General features: G+C 52.3%; 11 protein-coding genes and 1 other RNA gene. 4 read left to right on the top strand and 8 right to left on the bottom strand.

From position 1 onward, the window contains the following. From K0B87_01545 to ssrA, 4 genes are all read right to left on the bottom strand, one after another. Positions 1-1,290, bottom strand: a complete 1,290-nt coding sequence (locus tag K0B87_01545) for a thiosulfate sulfurtransferase (protein MBW6513420.1) — start codon at positions 1,288-1,290, stop codon at positions 1-3. Positions 1,291-1,371: 81 nt separating this feature from the next. Beyond that, positions 1,372-3,972, bottom strand: coding sequence for a CDGSH iron-sulfur domain-containing protein (locus tag K0B87_01540; protein ID MBW6513419.1), 2,601 nt, complete (start codon positions 3,970-3,972; stop codon positions 1,372-1,374). A 17-nt stretch (positions 3,973-3,989) separates the two neighbouring features. Further along, positions 3,990-5,813, bottom strand: a complete 1,824-nt coding sequence (locus K0B87_01535; protein MBW6513418.1) for a CDGSH iron-sulfur domain-containing protein — start codon at positions 5,811-5,813, stop codon at positions 3,990-3,992. A 153-nt stretch (positions 5,814-5,966) separates the two neighbouring features. Beyond that, positions 5,967-6,318: a transfer-messenger RNA gene (gene ssrA / locus K0B87_01530) on the bottom strand. Between the two features lie 540 nt (positions 6,319-6,858). On the opposite strand from ssrA, the gene K0B87_01525 reads away from it, so the two are divergent. Both K0B87_01525 and K0B87_01520 read left to right on the top strand, forming a co-directional pair. Then, positions 6,859-7,635 carry a hypothetical protein gene (locus K0B87_01525; GenBank protein ID MBW6513417.1) on the top strand — a complete coding sequence of 259 codons (777 nt, stop codon included), beginning with the start codon at positions 6,859-6,861 and terminating at the stop codon, positions 7,633-7,635. After that, positions 7,632-8,753 carry a formylglycine-generating enzyme family protein gene (locus K0B87_01520; protein MBW6513416.1) on the top strand — a complete coding sequence of 374 codons (1,122 nt, stop codon included), beginning with the start codon at positions 7,632-7,634 and terminating at the stop codon, positions 8,751-8,753. The genes K0B87_01525 and K0B87_01520 overlap by 4 nt, the downstream gene beginning before the upstream one ends. 22 nt (positions 8,754-8,775) lie before the next feature. Here K0B87_01520 and K0B87_01515 read toward each other — a convergent pair whose 3' ends face one another. Genes K0B87_01515 through K0B87_01500 form a run of 4 tightly spaced genes read right to left on the bottom strand, consistent with a single transcriptional unit; the run spans position 8,776 to position 12,638 of the window. Continuing rightward, positions 8,776-9,690 (bottom strand): dihydroorotate dehydrogenase, encoded by a 915-nt coding sequence (locus K0B87_01515; GenBank protein MBW6513415.1) that lies wholly within the window; start codon positions 9,688-9,690, stop codon positions 8,776-8,778. Next, a complete protein-coding gene (locus tag K0B87_01510; protein MBW6513414.1) occupies positions 9,675-10,418 on the bottom strand; it encodes a dihydroorotate dehydrogenase electron transfer subunit in 744 nt (247 codons plus the stop codon). The genes K0B87_01515 and K0B87_01510 overlap by 16 nt, the downstream gene beginning before the upstream one ends. Continuing rightward, positions 10,415-11,686: a dihydroorotase gene (locus K0B87_01505; protein MBW6513413.1), complete on the bottom strand. Its 1,272-nt coding sequence runs from the start codon at positions 11,684-11,686 to the stop codon at positions 10,415-10,417. The genes K0B87_01510 and K0B87_01505 overlap by 4 nt, the downstream gene beginning before the upstream one ends. 13 nt (positions 11,687-11,699) lie before the next feature. Further along, the gene (locus K0B87_01500; GenBank protein MBW6513412.1) at positions 11,700-12,638 is read right to left on the bottom strand and encodes an aspartate carbamoyltransferase catalytic subunit; all 939 of its coding nucleotides are present in this window, start codon (positions 12,636-12,638) and stop codon (positions 11,700-11,702) included. Between the two features lie 240 nt (positions 12,639-12,878). Between K0B87_01500 and K0B87_01495 the strand changes: the two genes are divergently transcribed. Together K0B87_01495 and K0B87_01490 are read left to right on the top strand one after the other, a co-directional pair. Next, complete coding sequence (locus K0B87_01495) at positions 12,879-13,964, top strand: tetratricopeptide repeat protein (protein ID MBW6513411.1); 1,086 nt, start codon at positions 12,879-12,881, stop codon at positions 13,962-13,964. 60 nt (positions 13,965-14,024) lie between these two features. Then, the coding region (locus K0B87_01490) for a DMT family transporter (protein MBW6513410.1) at positions 14,025-14,629 on the top strand (605 nt) is incomplete at its 3' end.

Genomic DNA, 14,629 nt, shown 5'->3' with positions numbered 1-14,629 from the left:
CTACCGCAAATATTTCTGTGGTATTTCTGTTTCGATCGGATTCGTAGGATCATTGCTCCACTCAAACCAACCTCCATCGAAAACGGAAATCCTGGGCCAACCCATCAACCACGCATTGAACCAGGCTTCGCTGCCCCGCCAACCTGTTCCACAGTAAAATGCCAGGTGTTTGTCGGGAGTGACTCCTAAATTACTCCATATTTGGTCGATTTCATGAAACTCACGGATGGTGTTGTCAACATTGCGGTAGTTTTGCATATGATAGGCATCGCTTCCGCAATCTGCAAATATCGCTCCTGGTATATGGCCTTTAACTTTGATATAATTATATCCGCTGACCGCGCCAGTGTATTCGGGATAGCTGCGCACGCAAACCAATTCTGCATCAGTGGCCTTCAGCATTAGTTTGGCTTCGTCAATATCCACGATCAATTCAGGATGTTGTGGAATTATTGCCCCAAAATCGGCAATCGGTTTTTTCGGCAAATCATCGGTATCCACTTGATATCCTGCGTCATGCCATGATTGAAATCCTCCGTTGATGATCCTGACATCTTTTACCCCGGCATACATCATGATCAAGGCACAACGGATCGCGCCGATATTGCCAGCCGCTCTGCCAGGAAATTCATCGTTATTATCCGGGAACATGAATTTTCCGTATAGGACCACGGTGGTGTTGGCAGTGATACCATGCGCTTCGAGGGCAGCCTTGAGTTCTTCCGGGGAGCGGCGGTTCCATGTTTCGGGGGCTTCCAGCGCCAGTGTGTCCATGTCTACAGCGCCGGGTATATGTCCGCTCAAATAGGCGTCGCGGTTGCGATAATGGGCATGGACAATTATATATTTATCATTGTTGTAATGTTGCGGCCTTGCACCTGAAATGAGCTGTTTCACCCATTCGGCCGGAACCAGATTTTTGTAATTCGGAAGGTAGTCCATGGGCAATTCTTCGTTCATCACCCATTCAGATAAAAACGAATCATACACAGAGATATTATTATAACCTGACTTTTGAAACATTTTTGCCACGTTTTGCGTTCCTTCGCTTGTATAGCCGTAGATCACCAATTCATCATCAAGTGAAATGTTTTTTTGGCGAACAATATCGATCCAGTTCGGATAGTCTGTCCACTTGTCCGACAATGATTTTGCCCCTTTGATGTGTCCGCCACGTTTTTCTCTCTGTAACTGCCATCCATTGTAGGCATCCACGGGACGCACATCGATTATTTTCACGTTATTCTTTTCTATTAGTGAGCGTAGCTCTTGGGTTGATATAATTTTCATCTTTTTCCTCGCTTGTCATTTGAGTTTATAATCCTTTGAACATTATTTCTCATGCTATTCATTAAAATTCGCTATCCTAGATTAAGTAAGAAGCGGGTCGGTAATAATTTCCACCAACGCGGGACCATTGTAAGCCAGGGCTTTGCGAACAGCATGATCCAAATCAGCTCTTTTTGTAACCTGGATACCTAATCCCCCACAATTATTGGCATAATCAGCAAAATTCGGATTGTTTAATCTTGTTTGCCAGACCGGGATCTTATCCTCGCGTTGTTCGTTTGATATTTTGCCCAATTCGTTGTTATTCAGTAATATGTGCGTAATATTCATATTATACAAAACGGCCGTGTTAAACTCGGTCATGTATTGACCGAAGCCACCATCGCCACTAACCGAAACCACTTGACGACCGGGCATGGCAAAATAAGCGCCCATGGCTGCGGGGAATGCGAAGCCGATGCTGCCGAGATAGCCTGACAAGATAACCCGCTGGCCTTTGCATTCAAAATACCTTCCGAATGAATAAGTACTATTCCCAACATCAAGCGCAACGATGGCATTATCGGGCAGTAAACGGCTAAGTTCATTAATGACGAATCTTGAATTCACCCCATTTGTGCCGATCTTTGCAGCCATATCAATTTTCTTGGCTTTCCACTCTGCTTTACTGGCAGCAATTTGCTCGGTTGATATTGTTGATAGTGAATAGTTTGCCAATTTCTCGATGAATAATCTGGCAGTGATCCCTGCATCGCCCCAGATGGGATTCTCAACGGCATGAAATTTTGCCAGTGCCATTTGTTCATTGTCCACTTGAATAATAGGCTTGCTTTGGTCAATACCGGTATGTTGAGAAAAGGATGATCCAAATACTATGAGCAAATCCGCGGTATTCATAAAGTGGGCGGAAAGAGGTGTGCCGCTTTTTCCCAATACACCAACTGCAAGAGGATGTGAATCGGAAATCTGCCCCTTGGCCTTGAAAGTCGTCAATACGGGTGCCCTGAGCTTTTCGGCAAATTCGATAATTTCCGGCATGCTATTTCTGGCTCCATAGCCAACGATAACAGCTGGTTTTCGGGTTCGCCAAATGCGGTACATGGCGAGATTCACAGCATCCTGGGCTGGAGCGATACAAGTATCGGAAAGCCGCCCATCAGGTTCGCCCGGTGCCTGGGTTCCGGCATCGAGCGTTTGAACATCGTCCGGAACGATCAGATGCGAAACATTGCGTTGAACAATGGCATTTTTAAGAGCTAAAGAAGCCAGCGCTGCGTGATTGCTGTCGGGCATAACAATTTTGCTGAACGGCGCAACAGCTTGAAAGGCTGCCGGTAAATTAATTTCCTGAAAGGAACCAGGGCCTAAAAACTGAGTATTAATCTGTCCAGTAATGGCCAGAACAGGTGTGCGGTCTATATGAGCATCCCACAATCCGGTTAGCAGGTTGGTGGCGCCTGGTCCTGCAATAGAAAAACAGATTGCGGGTTTGCCCGAAATTTTGGAATAAGCTGACGCTGCAAAAGCTGCCGCTCCTTCGTGGCGAATCCCAATGTATTTGATATTCCCTTTTTCTTCCTGAATACGAAAAGCTTCCGCAATACCGAGGTTGGAATGCCCGACCATACCAAAAACATGCTTGATACCCCAGTTAACAAATGTTTCAGCCAGAACATGGCTTACCGTCCAGGCCGATTTTTCGGGAGCTGCTATTTCCAGGTATATGCCATCACTGCGAACATCCGTTTTGTAAGTTTTAAGGTTGGCATCGTTGCCCAAGGATTTTCCGCTCAGGGGATCAAAAGGATGTCCGTGCCAGGGGCAACGAATGATCTTGGCTTCAATCCTGGCATCAATTAGCGGCCCGCCTTGATGTGAACAAATCCCCTCGATTGCACCGTATTTATCATCAACCCGCGATAGCAGTATCTGCTGATTGTGTAAGTTCAGTTTTTTGGTTTGTCCGTTCATTAATTCATCAGTCTGAGCCACTTTCACCCATTCGGGTGCTTGCTGTTCTGTTTTACGTGCAGCGGCAGAAATGGTTTTACCCTCATCGTCTTTAAATGCCGCGTACCAGTGTGTACCATCGCAGCGGGGTTTATTTCCTGAATGCCCGCAACGACAAAGTGTGTAGTGCTCTTTTGAAGCACCATCGCCCAAGTCTACGTTTTCGATCACGATACCGCCCCGTACGTTATAGGGGCCGTTTTTTCTGATGTGTATTTCCTCGTCGTTTGAGAAATCATTAGTTTCCAGGTTGTTTTCCGTATATGATAGCGCGCCTGAGGGGCACATTTTAATGACAAGCTTGATGTCCTCCACATCAGCGCCATTAGGATCAATCCATGGTTCCTTGCCCATGCGGAAAACGCTGGAAAGGTTATCGGTACAGAAGCCGGCGTGAGAGCATATACCGCGGTTGTCGTGAATAGTTATATTTCTGCCTTTGTAGGTGTCTTTTCTATCAGGTACACGAGTTTCGCTTCGTTCGTCGGAAAAACCTATGCTGGCATGAGTTTGATCACAAAACGGCTTATTTTTTGACCCTCCGCAACGGCATAAAACCATTATAGGTTTTATCTCGATCGCTTCATTCCTTGAATTGGTGAATTTATCAAGGTTCTTTACTATCAGCGGTCCGTTCTTCTGAGGTTTGATACTTGCTTTATTTTCTTTCATACATCTTTTCCTGGTACTTATATATGCTGAATATCAGTAAATTGCGAAACGATAACACTGTCGGTAAGCAGATCAGTTACACAGAAGTTATGAACATCTTTGATTCCGTTGGTGCGCGCAAATACTTTCAGCTCATTATTGGCGCCAGTGAAAAAATTAACAAAACCTCTCACACCGTTTTCGGGATCGAAAAGTTGGCGCAGTTGTTCATTTTGGGTGGTTATCCCTGCCGGACAGGTACCTGTGTGACAAACTCTTGCCTGTATGCAGCCTATGGATATTAAAGATGCGGTGGCCAGAGCAACGGCATCTGCTCCGAGGGCGAGAGCTTTGGCAATATCAGCGCTATTGCGGAAGCCTCCCGTAATACAGAGTGTTACAGTACTTCCTCTTGCATCCAGGTATTTCCGGGCACGTCGAATTGCAAACACGGGCGGCACGCCAACATTGTCCTTCAGGAACTTGGGTGAAGAACCTGTGGCTCCGCCGCGGCAATCAATGGTAATAAAATCGGGTTCGGCCTGCAGAGCGAATTCAAGATCTTCTTCAATATGGCCTGAAGCGAATTTGATGCCCACGGGTCTTCCGTCTGTAATCTGGCGTATGTGGGCTACCATTTTTTTCAGGTCGTCCAAATTTTCCACACCCGATAACCGTCCGGGTGATACACTGTCTTCACCTTTTTCAAGTCCGCGAATTTTGGCAATTTCAGCGGTAACTTTGTTGCCGGGAAGGTGTCCGCCCAAACCTGGTTTTACTCCCTGGCCGATTTTGATCTCCACGGCGTCGGCTTGCTTGATGGAATCGTCTTTGTGGGAGAATGAGGCAGTGCCAAGTTCGTAAATGAATTTCTTTGCAGCTTTACGCTCGTCAGGCAGCAAACCGCCTTCGCCGGAGCAAGTTGCCGTTCCAACAAGCGATGAACCTCTTGCCAGGGCAATTTTTGCTTCGCGCGACAGGGCACCAAATGACATGTGCGATACATAAAACGGCATATCCAATTCCAAAGGATGTTTGGCTGTTTTACCGATAATGGTTTTAGTATTGACTTGAATATCTTCATTGAGCGGCATTTTATGCAATTGCGCACCTTTAAAAACCAGCGTATCCAAAGTGGGATATTCGCGCAAGGTTGACATGGATGAGTTTTCGCTTTTGCCTGTTTGAGCAAGTTTCTGTATTTCGGCCACTTTTTCGTTTTCGTTCAGGCCAACATCTTTGGCTATGCCATCATCGCGGAATTTGCTGTGCCAGTGTTGTCCGTTGCAAAATGGTTTGTTTTGGGAATTCCCACAGCGGCAAAGGGCATAATGCTCTTCCGATTCTGGATGGTCATCATCCTCGAGCTCAATGCTGCCTTTAATGAAATATGGCCCGTTTTCCGTGACCACTATTTCGGGTTGAGTGGAAAATTTGTCGTATTTTACACCGTCAATCGAATAACTCAATGCGCCTGAAGGACATTTTTTAATGGTTGCGATGATTTTTTCCACCGTCTCGGCATCAGGATCGATCCAGGGTTCTACTCCCATCCGGAATACTTTGGGAAGTCCGTCAGTACAAAAACCAACATGGGCGCAAATTCCACGATCATCATGTATTGTGATTTTTTGTCCCTTGTAATCATCAACTTTTCGAGGTTGTCGATCCTCTCGTTTTTCGCTTGTCCAGCCGATTTTCCCGTGAGTTCCATCACAAAAGGGTTTGCTATTTGAATGTCCGCAACGGCAAAAAGCTGCAGAAGGTTTATCAACGGAAAATTTATTCCCGCTGGATTCAGTAATTTCCTTCGGGTTTATGAAAACTAAAGGACCATTCTTTGCTGTTATTATCTTTCGCATAATAAGACTTATAATTCTGCTGCTCGAATCTGTCAATTCTTTTTTTCAATCCCATAAGCAGCAAGGTTACTGTAATGATCAATGAACACGCAATATTCAGGGTTAACTAATAGCAGAATTGGCCCATTACCCTATAAAACCAGTAGCCAAAGCTGGTGGAGGTGGCGGGAATCGAACCCGCGTCCAAAGAGCCGATCATGAGTGAATCTACATGCTTAGTTGTCTTTGATCTCGGACCCGGCGGTAAAAGACAATCAGACCCGCCGGGGCCAGGGCTCATGGTCTTAGCCGGATCTTATGAGCTCTCGGACCCGGAGCGGCCGCACTGTTGCGACGCCCAAGCCATCCCCGGCGGCGCGGGACGGTTGAACGTTAGCGAGCTTACGCTGCTAAGGAGTAATTGTTGTTTGCAATTAGATTTGTTTGCTGCTTGATAACGGAGAGGACAGCATCTCCGGCATGCATCTCTCACACTCTGATTCCCTGTCGAAACCATGTCACCCCCTATGCGCTGAGTAAAGATCCATAAGACAAGCTATTTGAAACGGGCCTGATGTCAAGTTAATTATGGCTTTCTTGCAGATCAAGTAGGTTAGGTTTTCATCCACGACATGAAGGGGTGGCAAAATACCCAACGTCACCGAGTATACAGATCACTTCAAGGATGGATGTGGACCTTGATACTGGGGTCTCACCAAAAACAGCGATTTGCAACGAAAGTGATACTATTTGCAATTTCACTTGATACTCTATATCTGCAACCCATTTTTCCCTTCGCCCTCCTTATCATTACGCTATCAATACGGACTCATTACGGACTTTGTCCGTAATGAGTCCGTATTGACACCGTATTGATAAGGGGAGCCATGGGTGGGAAAGTGGAATTTCCGGACTCCCTGTATAACCGAAACCATCTCAGCGTCGGCAAAAGGGGGTGGCATATCTTGACTAAAAAACTCCTTGACATAAAAGGCCTTTCTGCTTTTTATCGATTATGAAGATGCAACCAGTATACCCGCGTATGCAATAATTCGTGGAGGTGGCTATGCGCCGCTCCTTGCTTATGTCCATCATCCTGCCGGCCTGTTCCGTACTTGCCGCGCTCAGCGGATACGGCGTTTCCGGCGATGTGTCGCTGGATACAGTGAACCCCAATCTGGCCCTGATCGCGCCAGTGGGAGGGGAACACTGGTATATGGGCGATACCAACGCCATCCTCTGGTCCGCCTATGATTCCCATCCCAGCCCCAATTCGGTCAACATCTGGTACAGCCTGGATGGCGGCGATACCTACGTTCCCATCGCCATGGGGACGAGCAATGACGGGACCGAGCCTTGGCTCGTGCCCGACGTGGAATCCAATGCTGCCAAAATCCGGATCCAGATCTCTGACAACTTCGGCAATTCATCGATCCGCAGTTCCGCGACCCCGTTCTTCATTACCGCCGTTCCGCCCCAGCCGCCTCAGGGTTTAACTCTGGACACATCCAACAATGTGGACGTGGTCCTCACCTGGCAGGCCGTGACCCTGGACATGCATGGCGACCCGCTGGCCCCAACGGGTTACATCATCCTGTATAACGAAACCCCCTATGATGATGACCTGTACTACTATTTCCTGGGCGAAACGGCCGGCTTGGCCTACACCCACTATAGGGTCCTGCTCTTCCGTTCCCAGATGTTTTACAAGGTGCTGGCTTATGTCGATCCAAACGGCAGCCTCGCCCGCTATCTCGATTGGTTCAAAGCGGAGCCGGGCCTTAAAATGACCCTGGAGGATTTGCTGAGAGAATTTCCGGTCTTCAAGGGAGGTCTGAAATGAAGCGATTGCTGTTATTGCTCTTTATTTCCGCGGCGGGGTTTTGCCTTGCCCAGACGGCTCCCATGGTATCAAACGTCACCGCCGCGCAGAGGCTTGACGGAAGCAGGATAGTCGACATCTGGTACGACCTCTGGGACGCGGATGGCGATCTATGCGAGATTGAGCTCAAGGTCTCTGTCAACGGCGGAGTCAGCTTCGATCTGAATCCCTCTTCTGGCCTTCTTTCCGGGGACATTGGCCCGGATGTGGCCTCCGGAACGGGCAAACACATAGTCTGGAACGCCGGCGGCGAGGCCTTCAGGCTGGACGGCGACCAATTCCGGTTCAAGGTCAGCGCCGAAGACGAACCCAGCCCCGGCATTCCTTCGAACTTCATCCTGGTGGAGGGAGGCACCTTTCACAACGGCACCTCAAACATCACCCTCTCCAGTTTCTACCTAGACCGCTATGAGCTCACCCAGGCCGGCTACGAGCAGATCATGAAGGAAAATCCCTCCCACGACTATGGGGTCGGGCCCAGCTATCCTGTCTATCGGGTTTCCTGGTTCGACGCGATCGAATACTGCAACCGGCGGAGCATCCAGGAAGGGATCACGCCCTGCTACAGCTACGGAAATTACGGGGCTGATCCAGATTCCTGGCCCACAGGCTGGAACGCCAACTACCAAAACCAAAACTTTCTGAACTGCAACTGGAGCGCCCCGGGCTACAGGCTGCCCTCGGAAATGGAATGGATGTTCGCAGCAAAAGGCGGAAATCAGTCCCTGAATTTTATCTACAGCGGCAGCAACGACGTGGACCTGGTGGCCTGGTACAATGAAAACTCCGGCGGCGTGGCCCATATAGTGGGCCTTAAAGTCCCCAACGAGCTTGGTTTCCACGACATGAGCGGAAACCTCTGGGAATGGGTGTGGGATTTTTATTTTGCCACTTATCCAACAAGCGATCAGACCAATCCCCATGGCCCCGATTACGGCACTTGCCGCGTCAACCGGGGAAGCTGCTTTCACGGCCAGGGATCTTTTTGCGCAGTCACTTTCCGCAATATTGGCGGCTTGGCCACTGATATCTACTATGGAGTCGGATTCCGGGTCTGCCGCAACGCGCCTCAGGATTGAGATTGATCTGTTTGCGCGCGGATCAGCGCACTGTGCCGATAATGCCGTTCAGGGTGAGGCCTCTTTCCGCGAAGAATGCCTCCAGCCCCTGGTAAACGTTCACCGCGGCCAGCGGATCACTGTATAAAGCCGTTCCGATCGACACCGCTGCAGCTCCGGCGTAAAAGAACTCCAAAGCGTCCTGCCAGGTGTGGATCCCACCCATGGCCAATAGCGGGATCTTGACCGCCTGTGCTGTTTTATGGGTCAGGGCCAAGGCCACAGGCTTGATGCCCATGCCGCTGTAGCCGCAGACTTTTTGGGAAATACGCGACCTGCCTGTGTTCCAGTCGATCGCCATCCCGTAGAGGGTGTTGATCAGAGAAAGTGTGGTGGCTCCCCCGGCTTCGGCCGCTCGTGCGATTTTTGCGATGTCGGTGACGTTGGGGCTCAGCTTCACGACCAGTTCTTTTTCGGTCAGCTCTGCCAGCTTGCGGGTGAGTTCAAAAACGATATCCGGATCGGCGCCAAAAGCGATCCCCTCGTTTTCCACATTGGGGCAGGAAACATTGACCTCATAGCCTGAGATCCCCTGTTCCTGTTCCAAGACTGACAGGATTCGGCAAAACTCGTCAATTGAAGCCCCGGAGAAGCTCACGATCAAGGGAATCTTCAAAATGGACCGCAGACGGGGCAGCTCTTCCTCGATGAAACCGATAAGTCCGGTATTCTGCAAACCGATGGAATTGAGCAGCCCGGCTTCCGTTTCATACAGGCGCGGCGGGGGATTGCCAGCTTTGGGGAGCAGGGTGATGGTTTTGGAAACATAAGCGCCCAAAACAGACTGGGGGAAAAGGTCAAAATACTCCGTGCCGAAGGTGCCGGAAGCCACTGCCAGCGGGCTTTGCAGCGCCAGCCTGCCCAATTTGCTCGAGAGGCGGTTCACAACTCTCCCCAGCAGACTTCGGCAGCATTGAAGATAGGCCCGTCCGCGCAAACCCGCAGATAAGCATCCCCCACCGGAACCGCGCAGCCGTGGCAAACTCCGACTCCGCAAGCCATGTAGGCCTCCATGCTCACATGATGCGGCAGCGGGGCCACGATCTCCGCCAGAGCCTTGAGCATGGGGATGGGACCGCAACTATAGACTATATCGATCTTTGCTTCAATTATCAGGTCTTTTACGTCCCGGGTGACTAGGCCCTTCTGGCCGCAGCTTCCGTCCAGCGTATAAACCCGGTCGCAGGGGAAAACGTCATCAGCGCAAGCCCCGCCGTGCAGGAAGGTTATCCTGTTGCCGGAGCTGAGAGCCTCGCGCAAATACGCCAGAGGCGGATAGCCCACCCCGCCGCTCACCAGCAGGACATTTGAATCGCGAATCATAGGAAAGCCGTTTCCCAGCGGCCCGGTCAGCTTGACGGGGTCGCCGATGGCCAGTTCGGACAGCGCTTTGGTCCCGGATCCCACGACCTTGATCAGGAAAGATATCTCAGCTTCGGCCGCGCCATACACGCTCACCGGCTTGAACAGTTTCCTGTCCTGCCCCGCCGTCCCAGCCTTGAGTTCAAAGAACATCCCGGGCTGGCATTTGGCCGCCAGTTCGGGCTCCCGTAAACCGATCACATGGTAATCCCGGTTGATTCGTTCCCGGCGTGTTACAGCCAGGATTTTATACGCGGGCGTCATTCAGCCTGCCAGGTCACCCTGCCTTCCAAAAAAGTGTAGAGCACGCGTCCGGAGAGGGTTTGTCCCAGCCAGGGTGTGTTTTTGCTTTTGGAAAGGATGTTTTCCGGCTTGTAGGAGGTGTTCTGCTCCAAGTCGATGATGGTGATGTCGGCCGGATTGCCCTGTTTCAGAGTGCTTTCCGGCAGTCCCAGCAACTGCGCCGGGGCCGAGGTCAAAGCTTCCGCCAAACGTTCCAGGGATAGATCCCCGGTTTTGACCAGATGATGGTACAAAGCAGGGAAAGCCGTTTCCAGGCCGATTATCCCAAAGGGCGCGTGGTCGAACTCGCGGGCTTTCTCAAAATCCGCGTGGGGAGCGTGGTCGGTGGCGATGCAGTCGATGATCCCCTCCCGCAGGGCCTTGACGCAGGCCTGGCGGTCTTTTTCGCTGCGCAGGGGTGGTTTCATCTTGGTGTTGGTGTCAAAATCCTGGCAGGCCTCTTCGGTGAGGATCAGATGGTGGGGCGTGACCTCGCAGGAGACCTGGATCCCCTGTTCCTTGGCTTCGCGCACCAGCTCGATCGACCTGGCAGTGCTGATATGGGCGATATGCAGCCTGGACTTGGTGTTTTCCGCCAGCATTATGTCGCGTGAGATGATCACTTCCTCCGCCAGTCCGGGAATGCCCGTCAGGCCGACTTTGGAGGAGATCCTGCCGGCGTGGATCTGCCCTTTTCCGGATAGGTTGTGGTCTTCGGCGTGGATGATCAGGGGCAGGCCGAAATTAGTGGCGTAGCGCATGCAGTTCAGCATCAGCTTGGAGTTTTGCACGCAGTTCCCGTCGTCAGAAACGGCAACGATCCCGCCGCTCTGCATGGTGGCCATCTCGCTGATCTCCAGCCCTTCGCTTTTCTTGGTCATCGCCCCCACCACATAGACCCGGGCCGAGCCGAGGTCTTTGGCGCGGCGTTGGATATAGTCAACAGTGGCGATGTTGTCCACCACGGGATCGGTGTTGGGCATGGCGCAGAGGCTGGTGAAGCCTCCTTTGGCCGCGGCCCTGGTGCCGGAAACTATGTCTTCCTTATAGGTTTGGCCGGGGTCGCGCAGATGCACGTGGAGGTCCACGAAGCCCGGAAACACGTGCTTTCCGGCGGCGTCGATGACACGATCCGCCTTGCCGGCGATCTTGGGGGCGATCTTGCTGATCTTGTAGCCTTTGATGAGGATGTCGCAGGGAACGAAGCTTCCCTCGATGTAGGCCAGTCCGTTGGTGATGAGTGTGGTCATTTCAGCTCTCCTTTTATGCCTTGCCGCCGAGGATGAGGAACATCAGGGCCATGCGTATCGCCACGCCGTTGGCCACCTGTTCCACGATGATGCTGTGGGTACTGTCCGCGATCTCCGGCAGGATCTCAACGCCCCGGTTCATCGGGCCCGGATGCATGATCAGGGCGTCCTTTTTGGCGTATTTGATCGTGTCTTTGGACAGCACGTAATGCTTGCTGTATTCTTCCAGGCTGGGGAACAGGCCTTCGGTCATCCTTTCGAGCTGCATGCGGAGGCCCATCACTACGTCCGCGTCCCGCAAAGCTTCGCGCAAATTGTATTCGACCCGGCAGCCGTAGATCTCCTCCATGCTGCCCGGCATCAGGGTGCGCGGCCCGCAGACCGTCACTTCCATGCCCAGTTTTTTCATGCCGATCAGATTCGAGCGCACCACCCTGCTGTTGAGGATATCGCCCACGATGGTGATCTTGACGCCGTTCAGTTCGCCCAGTTTTTCCCAGACCGAAAAGATGTCCAACAGCGCCTGGGTGGGATGCGCGTGGCGTCCGTCGCCTCCGTTGATGACCGGTTTTCCGGAGTATTTGTGCACCAGTTGCGGGCTGCCGGGGCTGCTGTGGCGGATGCAGTAGAGGTCGATGCCCATCGCGTCCAGGGTATAGACGGTATCCTGCAGGCTTTCGCCTTTCTGCAGGGCGGATACAGAGGCCTGGAAGCTCACCACGTCCGCGCTCAGGCGGCTGGCGGCCAGCTCGAAGCTCATCCGGGTGCGGGTGCTGTTTTCCACGAACAGGGTGCAGACGGTTTTGCCGCGCAGGGTGGGGATCTTTTTGTATTCGCGCAGATTGATCTCCTTCATGCCTTTGGCGGCTTCCAGGATATACATGATTTCTTCTGCGGAATAGTCGTCGAGGTCATAGACGCTGCGACCGAGGAATTGAGGCGTAGTGGTCATATTTGCTCCTTTCCGGCTCACTGGCGCGGATTAAAGGTATTTATTTTGTCCCAGTTTATGCGCCTGAGGATTTGGTCAAGAAAATTCTTGGCTACCCTGATTGTATCCGGCTGCTTTGCCTGTGCTAAGATGCTTGCCAGAAAGCAAATTAGGGAGCCTGCTTGGAAAATTTCTTGACTGATATCCCCGGTTCATAATAGTGTTTCTATTAAATGTGAAACTACCAGAGGAGACCCCAACATGAAACATCTCGTTATCATAGCCCTGGCAGCGATGCTGCTGCTATCCGCCTGTTCGGTCACGCGGCAGAAGCTCAGCCCCCAGGGCAACGTCAACCTCAAGACCGCCAACGTCTATTACGCCCAGCAAAACGTCGAAGCGGCGATGACCTACTACCAGCTCGTTTTGGAAGACAATCCCAACCACGCCCTGGCCCTGCGCCGCGTTGCGGACATCAACCTCTACAACGGCGAGCGCTTCTCGGACCTGGCCGTGGACCTGAACAAAGCCGCCTGGGAAGGCTACGATAAATCCATCAAGATCATGGAGCAGTATGAGAAGCTTTCCGAAGACGAAGCAGCCGACATCCGCGACATGAAGAAGCGCCGCACCAGCGCCTGGACCCGCATTTTCAAGGCCGGCGAAGAGCAGGCCGAGGCCGGAAACACCCAGCGCGCCATCGAGATCTTTGAGCTGGTGGCCGCCCTGGATACCAGCCGCATCGAGCCCCTGATCAAGCTCAAAACCATCTACCAGGTGGACCTCAAGGACGACGACAAGGCCGAGGAGATCCTGCTCAAAATCTATGCCAAGGACCAGAACGACCCTCTCCTCCTGCAGGAAATGGGCATCTTCTACATGAACAAGAAGGATTACGCCGCGGCCCTGCCCTTCTTTGAAAGCGTCAAGGTGCGCGAACCCCTCAACGTGAACAACCTGATGAACCTGTCCTTCTGCCAGTTCGAACTGGGACAGTATGAGGCGGCCAAACTCAACACCCAGCTCGTGCTGGAAATCGAACCCCTGAACCCCGACGCCCTCTCCGACGCCAAATACATCGCCTACAAGCTCGCTGACAACGCCGGCGCCGTGGGCTATCTGAAGCGGCTGCTGGACATCCGCGACAACGACGCCGATTACCAGGAAATCAGCTTCCTGCTCAACGAAATGAAGAATTATGAGGAAATGATCACCTACGCCCGCAAATGGCACAACTATGACGAGACGAACAAAGACGCCGTCCGCCTCGTGATCCTGGGCGCCCAGCTGACCAACAACACCGCCCTGGCCACCCAGTATCAGAACATCCTGAACAGGATGAACTGACACGCCCATGACTGATTGAGCCTGTCCCCCACCCGGACAGGCTTTTTTTCTGGCCAAGCCATGCGAACCGAACAAAGGACCGCCTATCTCTACGCCCTCGGCGCAGTGCTGGCCTGGTCCACCGTCTCCACCGCCTTCAAGCTCAGCCTCCGGCATCTCACGCCGCTCGGCCTGCTGCTTCTGGCATCCCTGGCAGCGACCATCTTCCTGGGAGTGGTGAACCTGGCCCAAAAAGGCTGGAAGGCGTTCCGGACCGACGTCAGCGCTTGGAAGAGGTCAGCGCTGGCCGGCCTGCTCAACCCCTTCCTCTACTACCTCGCCCTCTTCATCGCCTATGACCGGCTGCGGGCCCAGGAAGCGCAGGTTTTGAACTACACCTGGGCGATCGTGCTATCCGTGCTTTCCATCCTCATCCTCAGGGAGCGGTTCCGGATCAAGGACATCCTCGCCCTCTGCCTCAGTTTCATCGGCGTGATCGTGATCTCCACCCAAGGCAGGCTGTTCCGGCTCGATTTTGCCGATCCCCTCGGCTCCGCTTTGGCGGTCTCCACCTCCCTGGTTTGGGCATTTTACTGGATCCTGAACATGAAAGACAAGCGCCCCGCGGAGAGCAAACTGCTGCTAAATTTCCTGGTGGGAACTCTGGCCACCGCGCTTTACGCCCT

It is taken from the genome of Candidatus Syntrophosphaera sp., from assembly GCA_019429425.1.
Lineage (GTDB): Bacteria > Cloacimonadota > Cloacimonadia > Cloacimonadales > Cloacimonadaceae > Syntrophosphaera.
Note: the sequence above shows the minus strand (reverse complement) of the source record. Positions and strands in the feature narration are given on the sequence as shown.

Excerpts from the sequence above, each read along its gene's own strand:
- K0B87_01495 (MBW6513411.1), top strand. The coding sequence starts at position 12,879 with ATGAAACATCTCGTTATCATAGCCCTGGCAGCGATGCTGCTGCTATCC.
- K0B87_01545 (MBW6513420.1), bottom strand. The coding sequence starts at position 1,290 with ATGAAAATTATATCAACCCAAGAGCTACGCTCACTAATAGAAAAGAAT.
- K0B87_01510 (MBW6513414.1), bottom strand. The coding sequence starts at position 10,418 with ATGACGCCCGCGTATAAAATCCTGGCTGTAACACGCCGGGAACGAATC.
- K0B87_01525 (MBW6513417.1), top strand. The coding sequence starts at position 6,859 with ATGCGCCGCTCCTTGCTTATGTCCATCATCCTGCCGGCCTGTTCCGTA.
- K0B87_01535 (MBW6513418.1), bottom strand. The coding sequence starts at position 5,813 with ATGCGAAAGATAATAACAGCAAAGAATGGTCCTTTAGTTTTCATAAAC.
- K0B87_01500 (MBW6513412.1), bottom strand. The coding sequence starts at position 12,638 with ATGACCACTACGCCTCAATTCCTCGGTCGCAGCGTCTATGACCTCGAC.
- K0B87_01520 (MBW6513416.1), top strand. The coding sequence starts at position 7,632 with ATGAAGCGATTGCTGTTATTGCTCTTTATTTCCGCGGCGGGGTTTTGC.
- K0B87_01505 (MBW6513413.1), bottom strand. The coding sequence starts at position 11,686 with ATGACCACACTCATCACCAACGGACTGGCCTACATCGAGGGAAGCTTC.
- K0B87_01540 (MBW6513419.1), bottom strand. The coding sequence starts at position 3,972 with ATGAAAGAAAATAAAGCAAGTATCAAACCTCAGAAGAACGGACCGCTG.